Source organism: Cellulomonas chengniuliangii, from assembly GCF_024508335.1.
Lineage (GTDB): Bacteria > Actinomycetota > Actinomycetes > Actinomycetales > Cellulomonadaceae > Cellulomonas_A > Cellulomonas_A chengniuliangii.
The window spans coordinates 2855187-2881398 of sequence record NZ_CP101988.1; the positions used below are offsets into that span (position 1 = coordinate 2855187).

21 protein-coding genes are annotated in these 26212 nt (G+C 73.5%); 9 read left to right on the forward strand and 12 right to left on the reverse strand.

All coding sequences use genetic code 11. The features are described from left to right. Positions 1-3 precede the first annotated feature (3 nt). Entirely contained in the window at positions 4-1185 is a 1182-nt protein-coding gene (sucC, locus tag NP064_RS13220) for an ADP-forming succinate--CoA ligase subunit beta (protein WP_227570413.1), read from the reverse strand. A gap of 217 nt (positions 1186-1402) precedes the next feature. Here sucC and NP064_RS13225 point away from each other — a divergent pair, with 217 nt between their 5' ends. Beyond that, on the forward strand, positions 1403-1783 hold the full coding sequence (locus NP064_RS13225) for a hypothetical protein (protein ID WP_227570399.1): 381 nt from the start codon (positions 1403-1405) through the stop codon (positions 1781-1783). A 43-nt stretch (positions 1784-1826) separates the two neighbouring features. Here NP064_RS13225 and pcrA read toward each other — a convergent pair whose 3' ends face one another. The 6 genes from pcrA to NP064_RS13255 form a co-directional block, all read right to left on the reverse strand. Next, positions 1827-4355: a DNA helicase PcrA gene (gene pcrA, locus NP064_RS13230; RefSeq protein WP_227570398.1), complete on the reverse strand. Its 2529-nt coding sequence runs from the start codon at positions 4353-4355 to the stop codon at positions 1827-1829. Between the two features lie 41 nt (positions 4356-4396). Further along, positions 4397-5977 carry a methyl-accepting chemotaxis protein gene (locus NP064_RS13235; protein WP_227570397.1) on the reverse strand — a complete coding sequence of 527 codons (1581 nt, stop codon included), beginning with the start codon at positions 5975-5977 and terminating at the stop codon, positions 4397-4399. A gap of 140 nt (positions 5978-6117) precedes the next feature. Continuing rightward, the gene (locus NP064_RS13240; RefSeq protein ID WP_227570396.1) at positions 6118-6597 is read right to left on the reverse strand and encodes a DUF456 domain-containing protein; all 480 of its coding nucleotides are present in this window, start codon (positions 6595-6597) and stop codon (positions 6118-6120) included. Between the two features lie 28 nt (positions 6598-6625). Beyond that, positions 6626-6976 carry a hypothetical protein gene (locus NP064_RS13245; RefSeq protein WP_227570395.1) on the reverse strand — a complete coding sequence of 117 codons (351 nt, stop codon included), beginning with the start codon at positions 6974-6976 and terminating at the stop codon, positions 6626-6628. Between the two features lie 121 nt (positions 6977-7097). Beyond that, positions 7098-7751 carry a LuxR C-terminal-related transcriptional regulator gene (locus NP064_RS13250; RefSeq protein WP_227570394.1) on the reverse strand — a complete coding sequence of 218 codons (654 nt, stop codon included), beginning with the start codon at positions 7749-7751 and terminating at the stop codon, positions 7098-7100. Beyond that, positions 7748-9076 carry an ATP-binding protein gene (locus tag NP064_RS13255; RefSeq protein WP_227570393.1) on the reverse strand — a complete coding sequence of 443 codons (1329 nt, stop codon included), beginning with the start codon at positions 9074-9076 and terminating at the stop codon, positions 7748-7750. The genes NP064_RS13250 and NP064_RS13255 overlap by 4 nt, the downstream gene beginning before the upstream one ends. A 135-nt stretch (positions 9077-9211) precedes the next feature. Between NP064_RS13255 and NP064_RS13260 the strand changes: the two genes are divergently transcribed. Together NP064_RS13260 and NP064_RS13265 are read left to right on the forward strand one after the other, a co-directional pair. Next, the gene (locus NP064_RS13260) at positions 9212-10630 is read left to right on the forward strand and encodes a PspC domain-containing protein (RefSeq protein ID WP_227570392.1); all 1419 of its coding nucleotides are present in this window, start codon (positions 9212-9214) and stop codon (positions 10628-10630) included. After that, positions 10630-11100 carry a hypothetical protein gene (locus NP064_RS13265; RefSeq protein WP_227570391.1) on the forward strand — a complete coding sequence of 157 codons (471 nt, stop codon included), beginning with the start codon at positions 10630-10632 and terminating at the stop codon, positions 11098-11100. The genes NP064_RS13260 and NP064_RS13265 overlap by 1 nt, the downstream gene beginning before the upstream one ends. Positions 11101-11206: 106 nt before the next feature. Here NP064_RS13265 and NP064_RS13270 read toward each other — a convergent pair whose 3' ends face one another. Continuing rightward, complete coding sequence (locus NP064_RS13270) at positions 11207-11683, reverse strand: aromatic ring-opening dioxygenase LigA (protein ID WP_227570390.1); 477 nt, start codon at positions 11681-11683, stop codon at positions 11207-11209. A gap of 478 nt (positions 11684-12161) precedes the next feature. Between NP064_RS13270 and NP064_RS13275 the strand changes: the two genes are divergently transcribed. Both NP064_RS13275 and NP064_RS13280 read left to right on the forward strand, forming a co-directional pair. After that, complete coding sequence (locus NP064_RS13275) at positions 12162-13733, forward strand: glycoside hydrolase family 6 protein (RefSeq protein ID WP_227570389.1); 1572 nt, start codon at positions 12162-12164, stop codon at positions 13731-13733. A 116-nt stretch (positions 13734-13849) separates the two neighbouring features. Beyond that, positions 13850-15316 (forward strand): GGDEF domain-containing protein, encoded by a 1467-nt coding sequence (locus tag NP064_RS13280; RefSeq protein WP_227570388.1) that lies wholly within the window; start codon positions 13850-13852, stop codon positions 15314-15316. A 44-nt stretch (positions 15317-15360) separates the two neighbouring features. On the opposite strand, the gene guaA is transcribed toward NP064_RS13280, so the two are convergent. Further along, a complete protein-coding gene (guaA, locus tag NP064_RS13285) occupies positions 15361-16941 on the reverse strand; it encodes a glutamine-hydrolyzing GMP synthase (protein WP_227570387.1) in 1581 nt (526 codons plus the stop codon). 47 nt (positions 16942-16988) lie between these two features. After that, complete coding sequence (locus NP064_RS13290; RefSeq protein WP_227570386.1) at positions 16989-17411, reverse strand: DUF3817 domain-containing protein; 423 nt, start codon at positions 17409-17411, stop codon at positions 16989-16991. 201 nt (positions 17412-17612) lie between these two features. Between NP064_RS13290 and NP064_RS13295 the strand changes: the two genes are divergently transcribed. Beyond that, positions 17613-19487 (forward strand): ABC transporter ATP-binding protein, encoded by a 1875-nt coding sequence (locus tag NP064_RS13295; protein ID WP_227570385.1) that lies wholly within the window; start codon positions 17613-17615, stop codon positions 19485-19487. Further along, on the forward strand, positions 19468-21201 hold the full coding sequence (locus tag NP064_RS13300) for an ABC transporter ATP-binding protein (RefSeq protein ID WP_227570384.1): 1734 nt from the start codon (positions 19468-19470) through the stop codon (positions 21199-21201). Before NP064_RS13295 ends, NP064_RS13300 begins: the two co-directional genes overlap by 20 nt. A gap of 48 nt (positions 21202-21249) precedes the next feature. Here NP064_RS13300 and NP064_RS13305 read toward each other — a convergent pair whose 3' ends face one another. Next, the gene (locus NP064_RS13305; RefSeq protein WP_227570383.1) at positions 21250-21858 is read right to left on the reverse strand and encodes a GNAT family N-acetyltransferase; all 609 of its coding nucleotides are present in this window, start codon (positions 21856-21858) and stop codon (positions 21250-21252) included. A 94-nt stretch (positions 21859-21952) separates the two neighbouring features. Here NP064_RS13305 and arfB point away from each other — a divergent pair, with 94 nt between their 5' ends. Further along, the gene (arfB, locus tag NP064_RS13310) at positions 21953-22381 is read left to right on the forward strand and encodes an alternative ribosome rescue aminoacyl-tRNA hydrolase ArfB (protein WP_227570382.1); all 429 of its coding nucleotides are present in this window, start codon (positions 21953-21955) and stop codon (positions 22379-22381) included. Here arfB and NP064_RS13315 read toward each other — a convergent pair. Next, on the reverse strand, positions 22347-23339 hold the full coding sequence (locus NP064_RS13315) for an SURF1 family protein (RefSeq protein WP_227570381.1): 993 nt from the start codon (positions 23337-23339) through the stop codon (positions 22347-22349). The two genes, arfB and NP064_RS13315, sit on opposite strands and share 35 nt — an antisense overlap. Positions 23340-23682: 343 nt before the next feature. On the opposite strand from NP064_RS13315, the gene NP064_RS13320 reads away from it, so the two are divergent. Beyond that, positions 23683-26172, forward strand: a complete 2490-nt coding sequence (locus NP064_RS13320; protein WP_227570412.1) for a phosphoketolase family protein — start codon at positions 23683-23685, stop codon at positions 26170-26172. Positions 26173-26212: the final 40 nt, after the last annotated feature.

Sequence of the window (26212 nt, forward strand, 5' to 3'; positions counted from 1 at the left end):
GGCTCAGGCGGCGGCGTGGGCGAGCTCGGCGGCCTTGGCCGCTCCGCCGTCCATCGTGTCGGCGAGCGTGACGAGGGGGTGCGCGGCCTCGGCGAGGATCGCCCGCCCCTCCAGGACGTTGTTGCCGTCGAGCCGGACCACGAGCGGCTTCGTCGCCGCGTCGCCCAGGATCTGCAGCGCCGAGACGATGCCGTTGGCCACCGCGTCGCAGGCGGTGATCCCGCCGAAGACGTTGACGAAGACCGACTTCACCTGCGGGTCGGACAGGATGATGTCGAGGCCGGCGGCCATCACCTCGGCCGACGCGCCGCCCCCGATGTCGAGGAAGTTCGCGGGCTTGACCCCGCCGTGCTCCTCGCCGGCGTAGGCGACGACGTCGAGCGTGCTCATGACGAGCCCGGCGCCGTTGCCGATGATGCCGACCTGGCCGTCGAGCTTGACGTAGTTGAGGTCCTTCTCCTTGGCGCGGGCCTCGAGCGGGTCGGCCGCGGCGGCGTCCTCCAGCGCGGCGTGGTCGGCGTGCCGGAAGCCGGCGTTCTCGTCGAGGGTGACCTTGCCGTCGAGCGCGACGATCCGGCCGTCGGCCGTCTTGACCAGCGGGTTGACCTCGACGAGGGTCGCGTCCTCGCCCTGGTAGACGTCCCACAGCCGCTGCAGCACCTCGGCGACCTGCGGGGCGACGTCCGCGGCGAAGCCTGCCGCCTCGACGATCTCGGCGGCCTTCTCGGCGTCGATGCCGGTGCGCGGGTCCACGGCCACCTTGGCGAGGGCCTCCGGGCGCTCGACCGCGAGCTGCTCGATCTCCATCCCGCCCTCGACGCTGGCCATCGCCAGGTAGCGGCGCTCGGACCGGTCGAGCAGCACCGAGAAGTAGTACTCCTCGGCGATGTCGGCGCCGGCGGCGATCATCACGCGGTGGACCGTGTGGCCCTTGATGTCCATGCCGAGGATCTCGGCGGCCTTCTCCGCGGCCTCGTCGGCGGAGCGGGCGATCTTCACGCCACCGGCCTTGCCGCGGCCGCCGGTCTTGACCTGCGCCTTGACCACCACGACGCCGGGCTGCCCGCCGAGCAGCCGCTCCGCGGCCGCGCGGGCACCATCCGGCGTGGTGGCGACGATGCCGCCCAGCACGGGAACGCCGTGCTTCTCGAAGATGTCACGTGCCTGGTACTCGAACAGGTCCACCTGGCTCTGGTCCTTCCGTCGACCCGCATGCGCGGCCTGGCTGGCCACGGCGCCCTGCCTGATGCTAGCCGCGCGACGACTTTATCTTCACATCGAGAGATGTCGACTGGGCCACAGCGTCCACTCACCCGCACGGCCGCCATCCCCTCCGCCCGCGCCGCCCTCTATGCGATGATTCGCGGCTCACTCGTCCGACGCCTCATCCAGGGGGACACACATGGCACGCACCACGACCGACCAGCCCGCGGCGCCGGGACGCGTCTACCGGATCCTGCGATGGGTCACCATCGCCATCGTCATCTCCTGGCTCGTCGGGGCGGCATTGCGCGGCGAGTGGCTGTTCGTCACCGTCGCCGGCGCTGCGCTCCTGGCAGCGCTGGGCATGTGGTGGGTGGGTCGTTCCGCGGACATCCGGCGCCAGCGCCAGTTCGAGGCCGACTTCGGCGGGTCGCTCGACGCGGTTCGGGCCAGCCTGGACGCCGAGCGGCTGCGCGGGGTGCGCGACACACACGGCGAGGTCGAGGCCGTGCGGCGGCTGCGCGAGGGGACGCCCCAGGTGTCCCTGCTCCAGGCGGTGGAGCTGGTCCGCTCACTGTGACGGACGGGCCCCGGGGCGTCGACGACGCCCCGGGGCCCGTCGTTCAGAGCTTGGTGACGGGCGAGAACCGCAGCAGCAGGCGCTTGGTCCCCTCGGAGCCGAAGTCGACCTTGGCGACGGAGTTCGGGCCGGAGCCCTCGAGGCCGACGACAGTGCCGAGCCCGTAGGCGTCGTGCGTGACCTTGTCCCCCACCGACAGGTCGGGGATCGCGGAGTCGGGCCTCGGGGTGGCGGAGCCGAACGTCGCGCCCGTGCCGCCCGAGGCGGGCGCGGGAGCGCGGCGCTTGGCCTCCGCGGCGCCCGACCGGAACCCGCCGGACTGCCCCCGCGACCCGAAGCCGCCCGATCCGAACCCGCCCGACCCGGTGCTGTACCCGCCGGGCGTGCGCAGCCGGTCCATGCTCGACTCGCGCCGGCGCCAGTCGACGAGCTCGTCGGGCAGCTCGTCGAGGAACCGGGAGGCCGGGAACTCGTTCGGCACGCCCCACGCCGTGCGGACCGCGGCCCGCGAGACGTACAGCCGCTCGCGCGCGCGGGTGAGCCCCACGTAGGCGAGCCGCCGCTCCTCGGCGAGCTGCTCGGTGTCGGCGAGCGACCGCATGTGCGGGAAGGTCCCGTCCTCCATCCCGGTGAGGAAGACGACGGGGAACTCCAGGCCCTTCGCGGTGTGCAGGGTCATGAGGGTGACCACGCCCTGGTCGGCGGCGTGCTGGCGCTCGTCGGCGTCGTCGCCATCCTGGGCGGGGATCTGATCGGAGTCCGCGACCAGGGAGACCCGCTCGAGGAAGTCCGCGAGGTCGCCCTCGGGCTCGGCCTGCTCGAACTCAGCGGCCACGGCGTGCAGCTCGGCGAGGTTCTCCACGCGGGAGGCGTCCTGCGGGTCGTCGGAGGCGCGCAGCTCGGCGAGGTACCCGGTGCGGTCGAGCACGGCGCCCAGCACCTCCGCCGGGCCGGCGGACGCCGCGAGGTCGCGGAGCCCGGCCATCATCGTGGCGAAGGCCCGCATGCCGGTGATCGCGCGCGTGCCCAGGCCGGGCACGTCGTCGAGCCGCTCGAGCGCGGCCCCGAACGAGATCCGCTCCCGCTCGGCGAACGCGGCGACCATCGCCTCCGACCGGTCCCCGAGCCCGCGCTTGGGCACGTTGAGGATGCGGCGCACGTTGACGTCGTCGTCGGGGTTGGCCAAAGCGCGCAGGTACGCGACCGCGTCCTTGACCTCCTTGCGCTCGTAGAAGCGCGTGCCGCCGACCACCTTGTAGGGCAGCCCGACGCGGATCAGCACCTCTTCGAGGGCGCGGGACTGGGCGTTCGCCCGGTAGAAGATCGCCACGTCGCCGGGGCGGACGCCGTCGGAGTCGCCGAGCCGGTCGATCTCCTCCGCGACGAACCGCGCCTCCTCGTGCTCGTTGTCCGCGACGTAGGCGACGATCTGCGCGCCCGCCCCCGAGTCGGTCCACAGGCGCTTGGGCTTGCGCCCGGGGTTCCGCGAGATGACCGCGTTCGCGGCCGAGAGGATGTTCTGCGTGGAGCGGTAGTTCTGCTCGAGCAGGATGGTGCGGGCGTCCGGGTAGTCGGCCTCGAACTCGAGGATGTTGCGAATCGTGGCGCCGCGGAACGCGTAGATGGACTGGTCCGCGTCGCCCACCACGGTGAGCTCGCCGCGCAGGTCCGGGCCGTCCTGCGCCCGGTGGGCGCCCACACCGGCCAGCTCGCGCACCAGCATGTACTGCGCGTGGTTGGTGTCCTGGTACTCGTCGACGAGGACGTGCCGGAACCGCCGGCGGTAGTGCTCCGCGACCTGCGGGAAGGCCTGCAGCATGTGCACGGTCTGCATGATCAGGTCGTCGAAGTCGAGCGCGTGCGCCTGCCGCAACCGGGCCTGGTACCGCGTGTACACCTGGGCCAGCGTCGCGTCGAAGTCGTTCGCGCTGCTCACCGACCCGGCGTACTCGTCGGGGTCGATCAGCTCGTCCTTGAGCGCGGAGATCTTGTTCGCGAGCGCCTTCGGCGGGAACTTCTTGACGTCGAGGTCGAGCTCGCGCGCGACCATGGTCAGCAGCCGCTGGGAGTCCGCCGAGTCGTAGATCGAGAAGCTCGAGCGCAGGCCCAGGGTGGCGGCCTCGCGGCGCAGGATGCGCACGCACGCGGAGTGGAACGTGGAGACCCACATCCGCTGCGCCGAGGGCCCGACGATCGACGCGACCCGCTCGCGCATCTCCGCGGCGGCCTTGTTCGTGAACGTGATCGCCAGCACCTCGCCGGGGCGGGCGCGGCCCGTGGCGAGCAGGTACGCGATCCGGTGCGTGAGCACGCGGGTCTTGCCCGATCCGGCGCCGGCCACGATCAGCAGCGGGCCGCCGTGGTGCAGCACCGCCTCGCGCTGCTGCGGGTTGAGCCCGTCGAGCAGCGCGGCGGCATCGGCCTCGGAGCGGCGCCCGCCGCCTGCCGGCCCGTGGGCGTGCGTGGGGTCGGTCGGCACGTCCCCCTCGCGCGGGGGGACGGCAGAGGGCAGGCGCGCGAGGTCGGCGGGGCCGAACCCGGGCAGCGGCAGGTTGTCGAAGAGCGAGGTCATGTCCCCCACAGCGTAGGCGTGTCCACTGACACCCGGCGCCGTCATCCGCGCAAGACGAGCACCGCCTGCTCGAGCCGCTGCGACGTGGCCACCAGGTCGCGCGCGGATCCCCGGATGCCCTCGACCTCCTCGGTGGTGCGGTGCGTCGCGCGCTCCACCTCGGCCAGCGTGGTGGCGATGCCCCGGCCGCCGTCCGCGACCTCCGCGACGGCCTTGGCCATCTCCGCGGTGGTGGCCGTCTGCTCCTCGACCGCGCCCGCGAGGCTGCCCTGGTAGTCGTCGATGCGCCCGATGATCGACGAGATCTGGCCGATCTCCCCGGCCGCACGGGTCACCGCCGCCTGGATCGCCTCGACCCGGCTGGAGATGTCGCCCGTCGCCCGCGCGGTCTCCTGGGCGAGCTCCTTGACCTCGCCCGCGACCACGGCGAAGCCCTTCCCTGCCTCGCCGGCGCGCGCGGCCTCGATGGTCGCGTTGAGGGCGAGCAGGTTGGTCTGCTCGGCGATCGCCGAGATCAGCTTCACCACGCTGCCGATCTCCGCGGAGGACTCCCCCAGCTCGGAGACTGTCCGGTCGGTCCGCTGCGCCAGGTCGACCGCCTCGCTGGCGATCTGGGCGACCGAGTGCGTGGTGCGGGCGATCTCGCCGATCGAGGCGCCCATCTCGTGCGTGCCGGACGCGACGGTGTCGATGCCCTCGCTGACCTCGTGGGCGGCGGACGCCACCTCGACGGTCAGCCGTGCGGAGTCGTCCGCCACGCGCCCGATGTCGTCGCTGGCGTCGACCAGCCTGCGGGCCGCGGCGCCGACCTCCTCGGCCGCCAGGCCGACCTGCTCCGAGACCGTCGCGGTCCGGTCGAGCGTCGCGTTCAGGGCCAGGGCCAGCTTGTCGAGCTCGGTGGTCCCCCGCCGGGGGTCGAGCCGGGTGGCCAGGTCGCCGCTGGCCAGGGCGACGCCTGCCTCCTCGATGGGCTTCACGATGCTGCGCGAGATCGCCACGCTCAGCCCGATCACCAGGGCGATGATGGCGGCGCTGGCCAGCAGCAGATCGCGTGCCCCGGCGATCGCCGCGGCGCGCACGTCGTCGATGTACACCCCGGAGCCCACCACCCAGCCCCACGGCTCGTAGCCCGTCACGAAGGAGATCTTGGGCTGCGGGGCGTCCTCGCCCGGGCGCGGCCACTGGTAGGCGACGAACCCCGAGCCCTCGGCCTTCACGACCTTCACGAACTCGACGAAGAGCAGCGTCCCGTCCGGGTCGGCGTAGTCGTTGAGGTCGGTGCCGTCCAGCTCGGGCTTCGTGGGGTGCATGATCATCGCCGGCTGCATGTCGTTGATCCAGAAGTACTCCTCACCGGAGTACCTGAGGCTCTTCACGCTCTCGATGGCGGCAGCCTGAGCCTCGGCCGTGGTCATCTCGCCACTCGCCGCCCGCTCGCCATAGCTCTCGACGATGCCCATCGCCGTCTGGACCGCAGCCCGGTTCGTCACCTGGCGCTCCGCGAGCAGGTCGCCCTCGAGTTGGACCCCCGCGATGACGGCGACGGACACCAGTCCCAGCGTGGCCAGGCCGACGAGCAGCATCAGGCGGGTGCGGATGGCAAGGGCGAGCAGACGGCTCATGGTGGCTCCGGTCGAGTCGGCGGCAGGTGTTCTGCGCTGGTCATCGACCCGAAGCACTGCGCGATGAGGCGTCTGCCGCCCCAGTCACCCGTTAGGGCAAGCAGCGCTGCCGGCCCACACGGGGGGCGGCTCAGTGCCGCTCAGGTCAGCGCGACGCCCACGAGCCACGCCGAGGCTGCCACCAGCGCGCCCGCGAGCTCGATCACGATCGTGAGCCCGGTGGCCCGCACCGCGGCGAGGGTGGCCGCCCACGCGGCCGCGTGGCCGCCGTCGCGGATCCGCTGCGCGAGGTAGACGCCGCCGACGAAGCCCAGTGGCAGCCCAACGACGGGGACCACGAAGAAGCCGACGACCCCGGCGAGCCCGCCCCACACCAGCGTGGAGCCCGGCACACCGGCCCGTGTCAGCCCACGACCGGCCAGAACGTACTTGCCGACCGCCGCGATCACGATCGCGACGGCGCCGAGGGCGAAGACGGCCCAGGCGACGGCGCCGCCGGTCATCACCGCCCACACCCCGATGGCGGCGAGCACCAGGACGCTGCCGGGCAGCACCTGGACCACGACGCCCACCAGGCCGGCGGCGATGACGAGCGCGGCGACGATCTCGCCCGGGCTCATCGACCCGCCCCCGGCCCGGTGGCGGCGGTCATCGCCAGAGGACGGCGATCGCCACGTTGAGCACGACGAGGCCCGCGACGCCGCCCAGGAACCCGCGGGTGACCTTGGCGGGCTTCTTCACGCCGTAGACCACGATGCCTGTGGCGACGGCCGCGACGAGCAGCTTGATGCCGACCTTCATGTGGTTGATGGCGTCGGGGCCGGCGGAGGTCGACTCGGCGAGCCCGACCATCAGGATGCCGGTGACCAGCGCGGTCAGGATGCCGTGCAGGACGCCCGCGGGCAGCTCGGGCTTCTTCATTCCGGCGAGCGCTCCACCGAAGACGATGGCCCAGCCGAGCAGGTGCAGGACGAGGAGGACGTTGTAGAGGACGGTCATGGCCCTCAGCCTAGGGATCCACGGGCGTCGACATGTCGCCTCCGGGCGGGTCTGGGGGTGACTTTCCCAACACAGGTGTCGGGAACCTGCGAGTGCTCTCGGACGTTGGCGCGCCGGGCGCTCAGAGCAGGCGCCGCGCCGCCGCCCACCGGGTCAGCTCGTGACGGCTTGAGAGCTGGAGCTTGCGCAGCACCGCGGAGACGTGAGTCTCGACCGTCTTGATCGAGATGAACAGCTCGCCCGCCACCTCGCGGTAGGAGTAGCCGCGGGCTATGAGCCGCATGACCTCGCGCTCCCGGGCCGAGAGGCGGTCCATCTCGTCGTCCGCGATGGCCACGTCGCCTGCGGACGTGCCGAACGAGTCGAGCACGAAGCCCGCCAGGCGCGGGGAGAAGACGGCGTCGCCGCTCGCGACCCGCTGCACCGCGTCGGAGAGGTCGGGCCCCGAGATCGCCTTGGTGACGTAGCCCCGAGCGCCCGCCCGGATCACCGCCACCACGTCCTCGGCAGCGTCCGACACCGACAGCGCGAGGAACCGCGTCTCGCCGAGCAGGTCGGCGCACGTGCGGATCACCTCGGCGCCGCCCCCGCCGTCACCGCCGGGCAGGTGCACGTCGAGCAGCACCACGGGCGGCCGCAGCTCCCGCACCACGCGCACCGCGTCGTCCACGGACGCCGCCTCCCCCACCACGTTCACGCGCTCGTCCAGCGAGGCGCGCACACCGGTGCGGAACATCAGGTGGTCGTCCACCAGCACCACGTCCACCGGGCTCATCGTTGTGCCTCCTTCTGCGGCCTCGCCGCGCTGTCGAGCACGGGCACGCACAGGTGCACCTCCGTGCCGCGACCCTTCTTGCACTGGACGGTGGCGTCGCCACCCCGGCGCCGCACGCGCCCCATGATCGACTCCCGCACCCCGAACCGGTCCGAGGGGATCGACTCGACGTCGAAGCCCTCCCCACGGTCCCGCACGAACACCTCGACTGTCTCCTCGCCCACCTCGAGGTAGAGCGACACCGGCGGGCGACCGTGCACCACGGCGTTCACCAGCGCCTCCCGCGTGGCCTGCAGCAACGCCTCGGTCTGCGCGTCGGGCACCCGGTCGCCCACCACCACCGTGTCGACGGCCACGGGCTCGCCGGTCGGGCCGGAGCGCGAGTCCTCCACCTCGGCGACGATCGCCCGCAGCGCGGCGGCGACCGACGTGCCCGGCGCCGGGCGGTCGTCGTAGAGCCACTCACGCAGCTCGCGCTCCTGCGCGCGCGCCATCCGCGCGACCTCTGTGGGGTCGTCCGCGGCGCGGGCCCGGATGAGCGCCAACGTCTGCAGCACCGAGTCGTGCAGGTGCGCGGCGATGTCGGCTCTCTCCGCCTCGCGGGCCCGCGCCGCGCGCTCGTCCCCGAGCTCCCGGACCAGCCGCAGCCACCACGGCGCCAGCACCAGGGCCACGCCCGCCAGCACCGCCACCGCCGCGATCGTCACCTGGAGCAGGGCGGCCGGCTCCGTCTCCTGCGCGACCAGCAGCAGCACGCCGATTCCCGCGAGGACGAGCCCGCCGACGAGCCGCAGCACGCTCACCGGCGTGCGGCCGCCCGTCCGCGAGCGCATCCGCCCGCGCTGCGCCGCGTCGAGCTGGCTCCACGCCAGGGTGGTGCCGGCAAGCAGCAACACCAGGGGGACCACCCAGGTGGTGTCGATGTGCGCGCCGGTGCGCACCGCGACCAGCACCGCGGCGCCGGCGAGCAGCACGAGCGCCGTCGCGATGTCGGTCACGGGCACGCGCCGCAGGCGCTCGGCGCCCAGTCCCTGGGACCGCGCGAGCCGGCTGAGCGCCGCGGGCCGCCCGTCCCCGCCGGCGGCGGCCGGGTCGCCGGTGGGCACCGTCACCCACAGGAAGACGTACAGGGCGAGCCCCAGCCCGGCCAGGGGGGTCAGCCCGACGAACGCCCAGCGCACCATCGCGGGCGGCTGGTCGAGGTGCGCCGCCACCCCCAGGGCGACGCCGCCCACGACCCGTCCACCGACGGGACGGCGCAGGGGCAGCCGGCTCGACGGCGGGGTCGGGGGGACCCACACGGATGCGGGCTCAGGCAGGTGCACCCCTCGATGATCACACCTCAGGCGCCACCCCGAGACCAGCACCGCGCTGATTCAGGGGCCCTTGGCCTGCGAATCAGGGTCGGGTCAGGGCAGGGCCCTATGTCGCGCAGCCCCTGGCCAGGACAGGATCGTCGTATGGACACGCACCTCCCGGGCCAGCCCGGCCCGAGCCCGACCGGCGATCCGGGCGCCCCTCCCCCCACACCACCGAGCTCGTCCGGCGTCGACGGGTTCTTCGCGGCGATACGCCGCACCGGGCTCTTCCGCTCCGACGACCGATGGGTCGGCGGCGTCGCCGGCGGCGTCGCGCTGCGGTTCGGCATCGACCCCCTGCTCGCTCGCGGAGTGTTCGCCGTGAGCTTCCTGCTCGGCGGCCTCGGCCTCGTCGCGTACGGCATCGCGTGGGCACTGCTGCCCGAGCAGCGTGATGGTCGCATCCACGCCGAGGAGCTCATCCGCGGCAACTTCGACGGCGCGCTGCTGGGCGCGCTCGCCATGGTGGTCATCGGCCTGAACCGCGGCGATGGATGGGTCGGCTGGTGGGGTGGCAGCAACCTCGGCTGGCTCACCGGGCTGCTCTGGGCGATCGCGCTCGCCGTGGTGGCGGTGCTGGTGGTCATGGGCATCAGCCAGTCGCGCTCGGGGAAGACGCCCGGCGGGCCGTCCTGGCTGTGGGCCGATGCCACGGTCACGCCGCCGAGCAGCGACGCGGCTGCTCCGCAGGCCCCCTCGACCCCCCAGCCCGGCGACGAGCCGCCCTACGGGCGCGTCCCGACCTACGCGGAGTCACCGCAATACCCGGCGTCCCCGCAGTACGCGGCGTCCCCGCAGTACCCGACGTCGCCCCAGCACCCGGCCTCGCAGCACTACCCGCCGTCGCCGCCGAAGCCGGCCAAGCCCAGCCCTCGTGGGCCAGGCGTCGCCACGATCGGCGTGGTCACCGCCCTGATCCTGCTCACGTTCGCCGGCCTCATGGTCGCGGACCGCACGGGGGCGCTCCACCTGCCGGTGCTGCTCACCGGCGCAGGGCTGGCGGTCATCCTGCTCGGGCTCGGGGTGGTGTTCTCCGGGCTGCGCGGCCGCACCAGCGGCGCCCTGGGCGGGCTGGCCATCGTCGCCATCATCGTGGCGGCGCCGGTGGCACTGCTCGACAAGCCCATGTGGAACGCCGACGGGTCCTGGCGCGTGATCAGCGACGACAGCTTCATGGTCACCACCCGGGACGCCGCGACGGCCGGGTTCAACGTGGGCGTCGGCGACAGCGTCATCGACCTCACCGAGGTGCCCCTCACCGACGAGCTGCTGGTGGTGCCGATCTCCGCGGGGGTCGGCGAGGTCCGAGTCATCATCCCGGACGGCGTCCCGGTGAGCGCGGAGGTCCGCGCCGGAGCCGGCGAGATCAGCTGGAGGGTCGATGGCAAGAGCCTGCGGTGGAGCGGCGTCGGCATCGGCACCCAGCGGTACTCGACCGAAGAGGTCACCGACGGAGCCGAGGCACAGATCATGCTGCGCGTCGACATCGGCGCAGGCGAAGCCATCATCGAGGAGGACTGATGAGCACCCAGGACCGCGAGCACGAGGGCCGCGACCACCAGGAGCCGGAGACGTCCGCCCCGGGCACGGACGACACTGACGTGCTGGGGCTGTTCGGCCCCACGGCCGACACCGTCCCCGACGCCGCCGGCCCGACCCAGGACGCGCCGGGCCGCGACCGTGACGGGGCCGCGCAGCCGGGCCCGGCGCCCACGCAGGAGCTGCCGTCGTGGTCCGACCACGCCCAGGCCCCCGCCGCGGCCCCCGGCGTCACCCCGATCGCAGTCCCGGCGCCCCGCGAGCACGCGCCGCTCCGGGTCGGCACCGTGGTGTGGGGCCTGATGCTGGCGGCGGTGGGCTTCGGCATCGTGGCCTCGGCGTACGGCGCCGAGCTCGACCTGCAGCTGGCGTTGATCTCGCTGCTGGGGCTCGGCGGCGTGGCCCTGCTCGTCGGCTCGATCGCCACGGCGCGGCGCCGCAACGGCGGCTGACAAGCCAGCGGGCGGCGAGGGAGGGCTCGCCGCCCGTGGAACGACATCGGGCCCGGTCCGGCAGCAGTTGCTGCCGGGCCGGGCCCGATGTGGTGTTGCCTGAGTCTCAGACCGTCAGCACCGGGGACGCGTCGTCCGCGGCGACCGCGGGGCGCGAGCCGATGGCGCGGAACGCCCAGCCCGTGAGGACGAAGAGGACGCCGAGGCCCATGACCAGGGCGGCGACACCGAAGGCCACGACCGAGGTGAACAGCGAGGCGCGGAGGAAGGAGCCGTTCATCGCGGTGGCGCGCAGCGGGTCCTCCTTGCCGAGCTCGGCGTACGTCTTGCCGTCCGTGGCGGCCAGCGCGTGCTCGTTGATGATGTCGGCCTGCGCGAACGCGGCCCACGGCGTGTTGACCGTCTGGCCGCCGAACGCCGCGGCGTCCTCGGAGACCGTGATGCGCTCGTCGGAGAGCTTCGCGGAGACGGCGCCCCACGTGACGCCACCGGCGACGATCAGGAGGGCACCGGCGATGATGGTGAGGAGCCCGACGATGCGGATTCCCTTGGAACGATCGGTTGTTGCAACGACGCTCGACATTGTGCTGATCCCTTTCACATACCCCCACGCCCGGGATCCGACGGCGTCGGCCCGGTGAGATCCTGCGGACCTCACGGGAAGAACTCTGCTGCACGGCCACGGCCCGCCGATGGGACGTTAGTCACGGATGTCTCCGGGCAATTATGAAAACGCCCATTGTCGACATCGGCGACATTCGCGCAGGTCAGAGCCCAACCCGGTGCAACACCGTACCGAGCCTGATCGCACGGCGGTATTCGGCAGCCGCCAGGGCGGGCCCTCGCGGCCACCCGGGGGCCAGGCAGGGGGCCCTTGGGCCAGCCGGGTGATAGTGGCGACGTGAAACGATTATGTCCGGTTCCTCCGCATTGACAGGCCCCTGGGCCCGGGCGATCGTGACGCGACCGCCAGTCACCCGCTCCCCTGGCCGGCGCCCCGCGCCAGGCCGCGAGCGGCGGCAACGACGCCACGGCCGGCGCCCGACGTAGGGGGAACCCGCATGCCTGTCGCACCCCAGCCCCGCCTCCTCGCCGGAGCGGCGGCTTCGACGCTCGCCCTCGCGCTCGCGGTGTCCGGCGCCGCGAGCGCCGTCGCGGCTCCGGGAGGGCCGCCCGCGCCGGCTCCAGCCGCCCCCTCGCTGTACGTCGACTGGGAGAGCTCGACCCTCCGGGCAGCCGAAGGGCTCACCGGCCAGGAGCGGGACGACGCGGTGCTGCTGGGCAGCTACCCGTCGGGCGCGTGGTTCACCTCCGGCACGCCGGCAGAGGTCCAGGCCGCGGTGGACGAGCACGTGAGCGCCGCCGCCGCGGAGGGCGCGATCCCGATGCTGGTGGCGTACAACGTGCCCTACCGCGACTGCGCGCAGTACTCGGCGGGCGGCGCCGCGGACACCGCCGAGTACACCGCCTGGATCGACGCGTTCGCCGCGGGGATCGGCGACCGGGAGGCGCTCGTCGTGCTCGAGCCCGACGGGCTGGGCATCATCCCCTGGTACACCACGGTCAACGGCGAGCTGGAGTGGTGCCAGCCGGCCGACGTCGATCCGGCCACCTCAGCGTCCGAGCGGTTCGTCCAGCTCAACCACGCCGTGGACGCGCTGGCCGCGCTGCCCGCGGCCAAGGTGTACCTGGACGGCACCCACAACGGCTGGCTCGGGGTGGGAGACGCCACCGACCGCCTGATCCGGGCCGGTGTCGAACGCGCCGACGGCTTCTTCCTCAACGCCTCCAACTACCAGGCCACCGAGAAGGTCTCGCGCTACGCGGGCTGGGTGTCCGACTGCATCGCGCTCTCCACCCAGACGTGGTGGGAGCCTGCCTGGTGCGCCAGCCAGTACTACCCGGCCAGCCCGGACGACCTGAGCACGTGGCTCCTCACCGACGCCGCGTACGACGCCACGTTCGCCGACACCGGCCTGGCGCGCGACCGCGCCGCGCAGAAGCACGCCCTCATCGACACCAGCCGCAACGGCCAAGGGCCCTGGACCGCGCCCGCGGGGAAGTACTCCGACCCCGAGGAGTGGTGCAACCCGCCCGGGCGTGGGCTGGGCCTGCGCCCCACCCTGCAGACCGGCGACCCGGTGATCGACGGCTACGTGTGGATCAAGGTGCCCGGCGAGTCCGACGGCCGGTGCCTGCGCGGCACGGCCGGGCCGCTGGACCCCGAGCGCGGCATGGAGGACCCGGCGGCCGGCGGCTGGTTCCCCGAGCAGGCCGCCGAGCTCATCGCCCTCGCCGACCCGCCGGTCGCCGCGCCTGAGTGCCGTGTCCGGTCCGTGGTGCACGGCACGTGGCCCGGCGGGTTCATCGCCCAGGTCTGGGTGACCAACACCGGCCCCACCACGCTCCAAGGCTGGGACCTGCGCTTCGCGTTGACCGACGGGGGCCAGGTCGTCGAATCCTGGGGGGCGGACGTGGCCCAGTCCGGGCAGGTGGTCGACGCCGGGAGCCTCGCGTGGAACTCGCGCCTGGCGCCGGGCAGCACCATGACGTTCGGGTACGTCGGAGCCGGGGCGTCGGGCCAGGCTTCGCTGCTCCGCCTGCTCGACGGGAAGGCCTGCACGGTGGGGTGAGGAGGGTGACCGGCGCGGTGGGGTGGTCGGCATGGCGGTGACCGGCCCGCGGGGTGACCGGCACGATCACCCGACCGGGGGCTCACGCGGGCCTCGGGTCGGCCGATCCTCAAGGTGTGGAGCGACGACGCCTTCCGGCACACCTCGGCGTGGCCCTGGGCGGCATGCTCCTGTGCGTCGTGTACGCGGTGAGCGGCGGGTGGGTGCGCAGCACGGTCATCGTGCTGGCGAGCGGCGCACCCGCCGCCGTCGTCCTGGCCGACCTCGCGCGTCGCCGCCTCGCCCGCCCGGCGCCCTGGTGGTGCCTCGCGGCGGGCCTGGCCGCCCTGACCGTGAACGGCGTCGTGTGGCTCGTGCAGGTCGGCCTGGGCGACCGCCTGGTCGTCGAGGGCCCGCTCGCCGCCTGGGCGCTGCTCACCGGGTACGTGCTGGTGCTCGTCGGCGCTGTGCTCCTCATCACCCCCTTCGCCCGCCGCGACGGCGGCACGCTCGTCGAGGCGGGAGTGGCGTGGCTGGCATCGGCGAGCGTGCTGTGGGTCGTGCTGGTGCACCCGGCGCTGGTGCGGCAGAACGTCCCCGACGCTGAGCGGTTCAACACTCTGCTCACCGTGCTGCTGGTCAGCGGCATCGCGGGGATGGTCCTGCGCCTCGCGATCGTCAACCGCCCCGCGCGGCCCGCGCTGCTGTACCTGCTGGCCGCGGTGTCGTTCACGTTGCTCGGCACCGTCGCCCGCGTCCAGACGTACTCGGCGGCCGACGGCACCTCCGCCAGCTGGCTCGGCCCCGTGTGGATCGTGGCGTACGGCGCCCTCGCCGCCGCGGCGGTGCACCCGGCACGCGCCGCGCTGACCGCCCCCGGGGAGCACGCGCCCGACCGGCTGAGCGTCAAGCGGCTGAGCGTGTTCGGCCTCGCGCTCGGCCTCAACCCGGTGCTGGCGGGCATCCAGCAGGCGCTGCACGGCGACGTCGACTGGATGCTGCTCACCGTGTCGACGCTCGTCATCGTGCCGCTCGTCGTGGTCCGCATCGGCCGACTGGTGCATCGCCAGGAGGAGGCCGAGGCCACCCTGGCGCACCACGCGACGCATGACGAGCTGACCGGCCTGGCGAACCGGCGCGCGGCGATCACGCACCTCGGCGACGCCCTCGCCAGGGCCGCTACGGCCGCCTCGCCCGGCGTCGCCGTGCTGTTCCTGGACATCGACGGCCTCAAGGTCGTCAACGACCGACACGGGCACCGCGCGGGGGACGCCGTGATCTGCGCGGTCGCACGCCGGGTGGCCCGGGCCGCGGGGACCGGCGCCCTCGTCGCGCGGCTGGGGGGCGACGAGCTGCTGGTCGTGGCCGAGGCATCCCCGGAGCGGCGAGACGAGCTGGTCGCGGCGGTGCGCGCGGTCGTGCGCGGGCACGTCGACCTGGGCGGCGGCGCGCGGGTCGCCGCGACCGCGGCCCTGGGCGCCACCTGGGTCGGCGGCGGGGAGCACGCCACCGCGGCGCAGGTCATCGCCGACGCCGACAGGGCGATGTACGCCGACAAGCGCCCGCGCCCTGACGCGCGCGAGTCCGCGGAGCACGGCGCCTGACCGCGTCGGTGCGGGGATGGGCGCCGCTCACCCCCGCACGGCCGTCACTCCCACTCGATGGTGCCCGGCGGCTTGCTCGTGCAGTCGAGGACCACCCGGTTGACCTCGGGCACCTCGTTGGTGATGCGCGTCGAGATGGTCGCCAGGACGTCGTACGGCAGGCGCGTCCAGTCGGCCGTCATCGCGTCCTCGGACGACACCGGGCGCAGCACGATCGGGTGGCCGTAGGTGCGGCCGTCGCCCTGGACGCCCACCGAGCGGACGTCGGCGAGCAGCACGACGGGGCACTGCCAGATCTCGCGGTCCAGGCCCGCCTTGGTGAGCTCCTCGCGGGCGATCGCGTCGGCCGCGCGCAGCGTGTCGAGACGCTCGGCGGTGACCTCACCGACGATGCGGATGCCCAGGCCGGGGCCGGGGAACGGCTGGCGCCAGACGATGCCCTCGGGCACCCCGAGCTCGAGGCCCACCGCGCGCACCTCGTCCTTGAACAGGGCCCTCAGCGGCTCGACGAGCTCGAACTGCAGGTCGTCGGGCAGGCCGCCCACGTTGTGGTGGCTCTTGATGTTGGCCGCGCCCTCGCCGCCGCCGGACTCGACGACGTCCGGGTACAGGGTGCCCTGGACCAGGAACTTCACGTCCTCGCCGTGGGCGCCGGCGTCGGCCACGACCTCGCGCGCGGCGTCCTCGAACACGCGGATGAACTCGCGCCCGATGATCTTGCGCTTGGTCTCCGGGTCGCTCACCCCGGCCAGCGCGTCGAGGAAGCGCTCGCGGGCGTCGACGACCATGAGCTTGACGCCCGTGGCGGCCACGAAGTCCTTCTCGACCTGCTCGGCCTCGCCGGTGCGCAGCAGCCCGTGGTCCACGAACACGCAGGTGAGCTGGTCTCCCACGGCCTTCTGCACCAGCGCCGCGGCGACCGACGAGTCGACGCCGCCGGAGAGCCCGCAGATCACGCGGGCGTCGCCGACCTGCGCGCGGATCGCGGCGACCTGGTCGGCGATGACGTTGCCGGGGTTCCAGTCCGGCTTCAGGCCGGCGCCCTCGTAGAGGAAGTTCTCGAGCGCCTTCTGGCCCAGTGGGGAGTGCTTGACCTCGGGGTGCCACTGCATGCCGTAGAGGCGGCGGTCGCGGTCCTCGAACGCCGCGACGGGCGACCCGGCGGAGGTCGCGAGCACCTCGAACCCCTCGGGCGCGGCGTGCACCGCGTCGCCGTGGCTCATCCACACCGACTGCTCGTCCGGGGAGCCGGCGAGCAGCGTGCCCGCGTCGGACACCTCGACGGCCGTGCCGCCGTACTCGCGGGCGCCGGTCTGGGCGACCACGCCGCCCAGGGCGTTCGCCATCGCCTGGAACCCGTAGCAGATGCCCATCACGGGCACCCCGGTCTCGAACAGGCCGGCGTCGACCGACGGGGCGCCCTCGGCGTACACCGAGGCGGGGCCGCCGGACAGGATGATCGCGGCAGGGTCCTTGGCGAGGATCTGCTCGACGCTCGCGGTGTGCGGGACGATCTCGGAGTAGACGTTCGCCTCGCGCACGCGGCGCGCGATCAGCTGCGCGTACTGGGCGCCGAAGTCGATGACGAGGACCGGTCGGGGGGTCTGCGGGGAGGGCTGTGTCACGCCCTCCAGGGTAGTCGCCCCGACCGTGGGGATCGGCCGGAAGCCGCTCAGCGAGCGGGCGTTCCGGCCGCCTGCTCGATGCGCGCGCTGGCTTCGGCGTGCACGCGCCGCTCGAGGACGAAGGACATCACGGGAACTGTGCCGGCAAGCGCGAGAGCCAGAAGACGGCTCATCCTCCACCGCATTTTCGACCACAGGTCGACGACGGCCGCGAGGTACAGCACGTAGATCCAGCCGTGCACGAACCCGATCCAGCTGCCCAGCACACCATTTGGGGAGCCGTCAGCGTCCACGCCATTCACCCGGAACAGGTACTTGAGCAGCAGCTCCACGGAGAAAACGAGCAGCGTCACACCAGTGATCCACGCCATGGCGCGGTACCGGCCGAGGGCTCCCTGCTGCTTCGCGACGCGAGCGTCGGCGGGCACGGGTCCGGCGCCCGTCGTCGGGGTGGTCTCGCCCTGCGTCATGTGGGGGTCCTCTCCTCGGCGCGGTCCGCGCCCTCACGTCGTGGCCGCCCTAATTCTCCCCCACGATCGATCACGCTCCCGGCCGTTCCGGCGTGATCTGTGCCGCGTTTCGCAATCCCCACGCGGCGTGCCGCTGTGCGGCCTGCCCGGCCGCGAGAAATGCGCTTCGGGCGCGTGGGCGGTCCGCCGTACCGTGTCCGGGTGCGTCAGCTCCCCGTGCCCGATCCTGGCACCCCGCCTCTCTCCTCCCCCGCCGCGTTCCTCTGGTGGATCGCGCGCCGCCAGGCGGCACTGCTGACGGGGGCGATCGCCGTGGGGATCGTCGCGGCCGTCTCCGCCGCGGTGATGCCCTACCTGGTCGGCAGGATCGTCGACGGCGGGCTGCAGAACGGCCTGAGCGCGGAGCTGTGGCGCGGTCTCGGGGTGCTCGCCGCGGTTGGCCTGGTGCAGGCCGTGGCCAACGTGTGGGGCCACCGGCTCGATGTCGAGAACTGGCTGCGGGCGGCCTACCGCGCGTCCCAGCTCGTCGGGCACCACGTGACCCGCACCGGAGACCAGGTCACCTCCGTCCTGCCCACCGGCGAGGTGGTCGCCACCGTCGCCACGGACAGCCACTGGCTCGGACAGCTGTACGCCAACGCGGCCCGGGCCATCGGCGCGGCGTTCGCGTACCTGGTCGTCGCGGTGGTGCTGATGCGCACCTCGACGCCGCTCGGGCTGCTCGTGCTGCTCGGCCTGCCCGTCGTCGTGGCGTCCCTCGCATTCCTGGTCAAGCCGCTGCAGCGGCGCCAGCACATCCAGCGCGAGGCCCAGGGCAAGCTCACGACGCTGGGCGCCGACACCGTCTCGGGGCTGCGGATCCTGCGCGGCATCGGCGGGGAGGAGGTGTTCGCGGGCCGCTACCGCGCGCAGTCCCAGGAGGTGCGCCAGGCGGGCGTCCGCGTCGCCCAGACGCAGTCGCTGCTCGACGCCCTCCAGACGCTGCTGCCCGGCGCCTTCCTCGCGATCGTGGTCTGGATGGGCTCGCACCTGGCGATCGCCGGCGAGATCACCACGGGCGAGCTGGTCGCCTGCTACGGCTTCGCCGCCTACCTCACCCAGCCGCTGTGGACCGCGGTCGAGGTGATGCGGATCGTCACCCGGGTGGTCGTCGGCTCCCGCAAGATCCTCGCGGTGCTCCGCGTGCCGGCAGTCGACGCGGGAGCCGTTGCCGGCACGCCGGCCACCAGCCCTCGCGAGGGCGACGAGATCCTCGACGAGGCGAGCGGTCTCGTCGTCCGGCCCGGACGGCTGCTGGCGCTGGTGAGCGCCGACCCCGACGAGTCGGCCGCGGTGGCGCTGCGCATCGGCCGGTTCGGCCAGGGCGGCGCGGCGGACGCGGGCGCCGCCCTGGGCCCCGTGGTGCGCTGGGGCGACGTGGCCCTGGCCGACTTGCCGCTCGCGCAGGTCCGCGAGCGGATCGTCGTGGCGGAGTCCACCCCCACGCTGTTCACCGGCTCCCTCGTGGAGGAGTTGGACGTGCGCGGCACGGCCACCGAGGCCGAGCTGCTCGCGGCGCTCCGGGTGGCCGACGCCGGGGACGTGCTCGACTCGGTCCCCGGCGGCCTCGCCGGGGACATCGAGGAGAAGGGCCGCTCGCTCTCGGGCGGCCAACGCCAACGCGTCGCCCTCGCGCGCGCCCTGCTCACCGAGGCGGAGGTGCTCGTGCTCGTCGAGCCGACCAGCGCAGTCGACGCCCACACCGAGGCGCGGATCGCCCGGCGGCTCGCCCAGGCGCGCGCCGGCCGCACCACCGTGCTGGTCACGGCCAGCCCCCTGGTCCTGGACGTGGCCGACGAGGTCGCGCTGCTCGCCGACGGCCGGGTCACCGCTCGCGGTCGGCACCGGGAGCTGATGGACGGCCACGACGCCGCGTCCCAGGCCTACCGGGCGGTCGTGTCCCGGACCGCGGGCGACGACGACGACGAGCCGACCGACCGCGCCGCAGGCGCCCATGACATTGAGCCGACCAACGGCGCCGGGCCGGACGAGGCCGAGCCGACGAAGGAGGACAGCCGTGAAGCTGCCCGTCGCTGACGGACCCACGCTGCGCCGCCACACAGGCGTCCTGCTGCGCCGGCACCGCCGCCCGCTGATCGGGGTGGTGCTGCTGAACGCGCTGTCCGCGAGCGCCGGGCTGGTGGGCCCGTGGCTGCTCGGGCGCCTCGTCGACGCCGTCGGGCACGGCGCGGACGCCGCCTACGTCAACCGCACGGTGGCGATCCTCGTCGTCGCGGTGCTGGCGCAGACGGGGATGGTCAGGTACGCGCAGCGCTCCGCCCTGGTGCTCGGGGAGACCGTCTTCGCCGAGCTCCGCGAGGAGTTCGTCACCACCGTCACCCGGCTTCCGCTGTCCACCGTGGAGCGGGCGGGCACGGGCGACCTCGTCGCGCGCACCACCACGGACGTCGACCGGGTGCAGCACACGGTGCGGTTCGGCGTCCCCCGCGTCCTCGTGACGGTCGTGACCATCGTGCTGACGGTGGTCGCGGCGCTGGCCACCAACGTCCTGGTCGCGGCGGCGCTGTTCGCCGGCGCCCCGGTGCTGATCGTCGTCTGCCGCTGGTACCTGCGCCGCGCCACCCCCGCCTACCTGGCCGAGGGCGCCTCCTACGCCACGATCAGCGGCGCCATCACCGAGTCCGTCGAGGGCGCCCGCACCGTGGACGCGCTCGGGCTGGGCAGCCGGCGACGGGCGCGGCTCAACCGGGACATCGGTGTGGCGTTCCAGGCCGAGAAGCGCACGCTCTGGCTGCGCTCCGTGCTGTTCCCCGGCATCGACCTCGCATTCCTGCTCCCGCTGGTGGCCGTCCTCGCGTGGGGCGCGCACCTCGTCTCGACCGGCCACGCGACGATCGGCGCCGTCACCACCATCGCGGTGTACGCCGTGCAGATCGCCCAGCCGATCGGCGAGCTGATCTTCTGGCTCGACGAGACCCAGGTGGGGGCGACCTCGCTCGCGCGCATCGTCGGCGTCGCGGACGTCTCCCCGGACCGTGAGCAGCGCGAGGCCCGGCCCGACGACGAGCACGTCGTCGCGCGCGGCGTGCGGTACGCCTACCGGGAGGGGCACGACGTGCTCCACGGTGTCGACCTCGACCTCCGGGTGGGTGAGCGGCTCGCCGTCGTCGGCCCGTCGGGGGCGGGCAAGTCGACCCTCGGGCGCATGCTCGCGGGCGTGCACCCGCCCACCGGGGGCACGGTGACCGTGGGCGGCGTCCCGTTGGTGGACCTGCCCTTGGACGAGCTGCGCGGCCATGTCGCCCTGGTCACCCAGGAGCACCACGTCTTCGTGGGGACCATCGCCGAGAACCTGCGCCTGGCCGCGGTGAACGCCGACGAGGAGGACCTCGAGCGCGCGCTGCGGGCGGTCGACGCGTGGGACTGGGTCGAGGCGATGCCGGACGGGCTCGACACGGTCGTCGGCTCGGGCGGCGCGGCGCTGACCCCCGCGCAGGCCCAGCAGGTCGCGCTGGCCCGGCTGGTGCTGCTCGACCCGCACACCCTGGTGCTCGACGAGGCGACCTCGCTGCTCGACCCGCGGGCGGCGCGGCACCTGGAGCGGTCGCTGTCCGCCGTGCTCGAGGGGCGCACCGTGGTGGCCATCGCCCACCGGCTGCACACCGCCCACGACGCCGACCGGGTGGCCGTGGTGGACAGCGGGCGCATCGCGGAGATCGGCTCGCACGACGAGCTGGTGGGAGCGGGCGGCGAGTACGCGGCGCTGTGGCGTTCCTGGCAGAGCGACTGAGGGGGCCCTGGAGGTCGAGCGAGTTCGGGCGGGGTCAGGCGCGGTCGGTCAGACCGGCACGTCGGTCGCGCGGCCCAGGAACGTGACGTCCGTGTCGCTGGCCGCATCGATCCGATGGAAGCCGAGCCGCGCGTAGAACCGCTGGGCGCCGACGTTCTGGTTCGACACCCCGAGGTGCACGGCCCCGACCCCCCGCTCGGCGAGCGCCGCGAGGAAGACCCGCATCAGCTCGCGCCCGTGGCCCGCGCCCTGGTGCTCGGGCAGCAGGTCGATGTGCAGGTGGGCGGGGTAGTCGGCGAGCACGTCACGCACGTTCCACTCGGGGTGGTGCAGCTGCTCCACGAGGTGCTCCTCGGGTGTGACGGGCGCCTCGACGCGGGCCCGCCGGGCCGCAACGAGCGGCAGCCAGTGCCGGCGGTACGCCGCGGCCCACGCCTGCGTGTCGGCGGTGCCGAGCACGTAGCCGACCGCCCGGTCGCCGTCGTCCAGCACGAACGCGAGCTCTGGCTCGAGATGCAGGTACGGCCCCGCGTACACGTCGGGCAGCAGGTCGTCGTCGCTGTACACGCCGCGCGCGTCGGCCCCCGCGGCGCCCGTGCGCACGCAGACGTCGTAGACGTCCTGCCGGTCGAAGGGCTCGTACGACCTGACGAACACGCGGTCTCCTTCGACGGTGCGACGCCGGGAACTTGACCCGACCGGAGCGAGTATGCCCGTGACAGACCCCTGTGCGATAGCGAATCCTGGACGCATGTTCGGTTCACGGCAGCTCCGCGGCGGGGCCACCCTCCCGCCCGACGCGCTCGGGTGGCGGTTCTCCCGGTCGAGCGGGCCGGGCGGCCAGTCCGTCAACACGGCGGACTCGCGCGTGGAGCTCTCCGTGGACCTCACCGCGATCGCCTGGACCAGCCCGGCCCAGCTGGACCGGGCGAGGGCACGGCTCGCGGCACGGCTGGACGGCGACGTGCTGACCGTGGCGGCCTCCGAGCACCGCTCTCAGTTGCGCAACCGCGAGGCCGCGCTCGCCCGCGTGCAGGCCCTGCTCGACGAGGCGCTCGCCCCGCCCCCGGTCCCCCGGCGCCCGACACGGGCCAGCAGGTCGTCGCGCGAGCGCCGCGCGCAGGGCGAGCGGCGCCGCCGGGCGGTCAAGGAGATGCGGAGACGTCCACCCGCCGGCTGAGCGCCGGTCCATCGGCAGCGGCGGGCTCGTCTCCGTCTCCGCCGTCGTTGTCCCCGTGCCCGTCGTCCCCGTGGTCGTCGCCGCCCTCGGGCACGGGCCCGTCGCCGGCGGCCTCGTCCCGAACGAGCCGGACCCACACGAACAGCGCGAAGCCGCCGAAGATCCACCACTGGGCCGCGTACGCGAGGTTCTGGATGTTCAGCCCGGAGCCGACCCGGGTGGGCGGTGGCATCAGCTCGAGGCCGGCGCTGAGCGCGGCGTCGGCCGGCTCCGCCTCGACCATCACCACGTACCCCGTCCAGATCGGGCCGCGCCAGTGGCCGAGGAGCTCCGCGGAGCTGATCGCGTCCACCTGTCCCGGGGGCCGGTCGTACATCCCCGGGCCCTCGGACGACTGTAGGAACCCGGTCACGGTGACCTCGCCCTCGGGGACCGCCAGGGCCGCGGCGTCAGCCGGGTCCGCGACCCAGCCGCGCACCACCGGCAGCACGGGCGCCGCGTCCCCGACGCCGCCACCGGCGGCCGAGGGGAGGGTGTCGCTGACCCGCAGCGGCGTGAGCACCAGGTAGCCGGACTGCTCGGCGATCGCCCGGTCCGCCACGAGCAGCTGCCCCTCGGGCTCATACGTCCCGCGGGCGACCACGCGCTGCCCGACGAGCGACCCGGTGAACGTGGTCTGCGGCGGGAGCACGTCGCCGATGTCGCGCGGCGTCTCGGCCTCCCGGGCTGCCTGCTCCTCGGCCTCGGTGGCGCCGCCGCGCACCTCCGCCCGGTCGAGTTGCCACACCCCGAGCCGCGCGCACAGCGCAGCGGCGACGAGCAGCACCGCCAGCAGGGCGAGCATGCGGGGCCGGACGGCGGCGCGCAGGAACGTGGTCGGCTCGACGCGGCCCGTCGGCGCGGACGGGGAGGGCGCGGGACCGGCGAGGGGTGTCGCGGGGGGCGGTGACGCGGGCACGATCCACGGTAACCCGGCGGGGTGGCGCCCGGGCGCGCGTCGGGCCGTCTCGCGGGAGCCGCACGCCGAGAGGGCCGCGCACAGGGGTGAGTTCGCCCACATCCGGGGCTGGGACCCCGGCGCGGCGAGCGTGCGACCTGCGCACCTGTTCCCCGTGGTCATCGGCAGGCTGTGCGCCGACTCGCCGCATGAGGTTGTATGACAGGAGGACCCAGACGGTGGTCCTGTCGTCCCCCGCCTGGGTCGGACGTCCCACTCGACCGTCGCGACAGACGTAAGGCTTGACACGCTTCCGACGCTGCGGCCCCGGGGGCAGGACGAAAGGCGGGACAGCATGAGCACGATGGCGACACCCGTGAGCAGCACGTCCCCCCAGAGCTGGGCCACCGGCGGCCCGCCTGTCGGGCCGGAGACGCTCGAAGTCCTCCACCGGTGGTGGCGCGCCGCCAACTACCTGTCGGTCGGGCAGATCTACCTGCTGGACGACCCGCTGCTCCGCGAGCCGTTGACGGTCGACGACGTCAAGCCCCGGCTGCTGGGCCACTGGGGCACCACGCCCGGGCTGAACTTCTTGTACGCGCACCTCAACCGGATGATCCGCGACCGCCAGCAGTCCACGCTGTACGTGACCGGCCCGGGCCACGGCGGCCCGGGCCTCGTCGCGAACGCCTACCTGGACGGCACGTACTCGGAGGTCTACTCCGACATCACCGAGGACAGCGAGGGCCTGCGCCGGCTGTTCCGGCAATTCTCCTTCCCGGGCGGCATCCCCAGCCACGTCGCGCCCGAGACGCCCGGCTCGATCCACGAGGGCGGCGAGCTCGGCTACTCGTTGTCCCACGCGTACGGCGCCGCGTTCGACAACCCGGACCTGCTGGTCGCCGCGGTGATCGGCGACGGCGAGGCGGAGACCGGCCCGTTGGCGACGAGCTGGCACTCCAACAAGTTCGTGCACCCCCTGAACGACGGGGTGGTCCTGCCGATCCTGCACCTCAACGGGTACAAGATCGCGAACCCGACGGTGCTGGCGCGGATCCCGGACTCGGAGCTGCTGGACCTGATGCGCGGCTACGGCCACAAGCCGCACGAGTTCGTCGCGGGGTTCGACGACGAGTCCCCGCTGTCGTACCACGCCCGGTTCGCCGAGCTGCTCGACACGGTGATGGACGAGATCGCCGAGATCAAGGCCCGCGCCGCGGCGGGCGACGAGTCACGGCCCACCTGGCCGATGATCATCTTCCGCACGCCCAAGGGCTGGACCTGCCCCCCGGTCATCGACGGCAAGCAGGTCGAGGGCTCGTGGCGCGCGCACCAGGTGCCGCTGGCCAGCGCGCGCGACACCAAGGAGCACCTGGCCACACTCGAGCAGTGGATGCGCTCGTACCGGCCGCAGGAGCTGTTCGACGCGGACGGCCGGGTCGAGGCCGACATCCGCGCGCTCGCCCCCGAGGGGCCGCTGCGGATGAGCGACAACCCGCACGCCAACGGCGGCATGCTGCTGCACGACCTGCGCCTGCCCGACTTCCGCGACTTCGCGGTCGACGTGCCGGTGCCCGGCGGCTCGATCGCCGAGGCTCCGCGGGTGCTCGGGGAGTGGCTCACCGAGGTGATCCGGCGCAACCCGCACAACTTCCGGATCTTCGGGCCCGACGAGACGGCGTCGAACCGCCTGCAGGCCGTGTTCGAGGTCACCGACAAGCAGTGGGACGCCGAGTTCCTCGACCCGCAGGTGGACGAGCACCTGGCGCGGGCGGGCCGGGTGATGGAGATGCTCTCCGAGCACCAGTGCCAGGGATGGCTCGAGGGGTACCTCCTGACCGGGCGCCACGGGCTGTTCAACTGCTACGAGGCGTTCATCCACATCGTCGACTCGATGTTCAACCAGCACGCCAAGTGGTTGAAGGTCACCCGCGAGATCCCGTGGCGGCGGCCCATCGCGTCGCTCAACTACCTGCTGTCGAGCCATGTGTGGCGCCAGGACCACAACGGGTTCAGCCACCAGGACCCGGGATTCATCGACCACGTCATCAACAAGAAGGCCGAGATCGTCCGCGTCTACCTGCCGCCGGACGCGAACACCCTGCTCAGCACCTACGACCACTGCCTGCGCAGCCGGGACTACGTCAACGTGGTCGTCTCGGGCAAGCAGCCCGCCCCGAACTTCCTGACCATGGACCAGGCCGTGGCGCACTGCACCCGCGGCCTGGGCATCTGGGAGTGGGCGGGCAACGAGGCGCCCGGCGAGGACCCCGACGTGGTGCTGGGCTGCGCGGGCGACGTGCCGACCCTGGAGGTGCTGGCCGCCGCGGACATCCTGCGCCGGGAGCTGCCGCAGCTGCGGGTCCGGGTGATCAATGTGGTCGACCTGATGCGCCTTCAGGACGCGAAGGAGCACCCGCACGGCCTGTCCGACCGGGACTTCGACACGCTCTTCACCACCGACAAGCCGGTGGTGTTCGCCTATCACGGCTACCCGTGGCTCATCCACCGGCTGACGTACCGGCGCGCGGGGCACTCGAACATCCACGTGCGCGGGTACAAGGAGGAGGGCACCACCACGACGCCCTTCGACATGGTGATGCTCAACGACCTGGACCGCTTCCACCTGGTGATCGACGTGATCGACCAGGTCCCGAGCCTGCGCTCGAGGGCCGCGGGCCTGCGCCAGCGGATGATGGACGCCCGCCTCGAGGCCCGCGAGTACACCCGCGAGCACGGCGAGGACCTGCCGTCCGTCCGAGAGTGGGTCTGGCCGGACGCCGGCGAGACCGCCACCGAGGGCGCCGGGCCGATGTACGACGCGACCGCCGCGACAGGCGGTGACAACGAGTAGTCCGCACGCTCCCGCACCACCAGCTCCACCCAGTAGATCT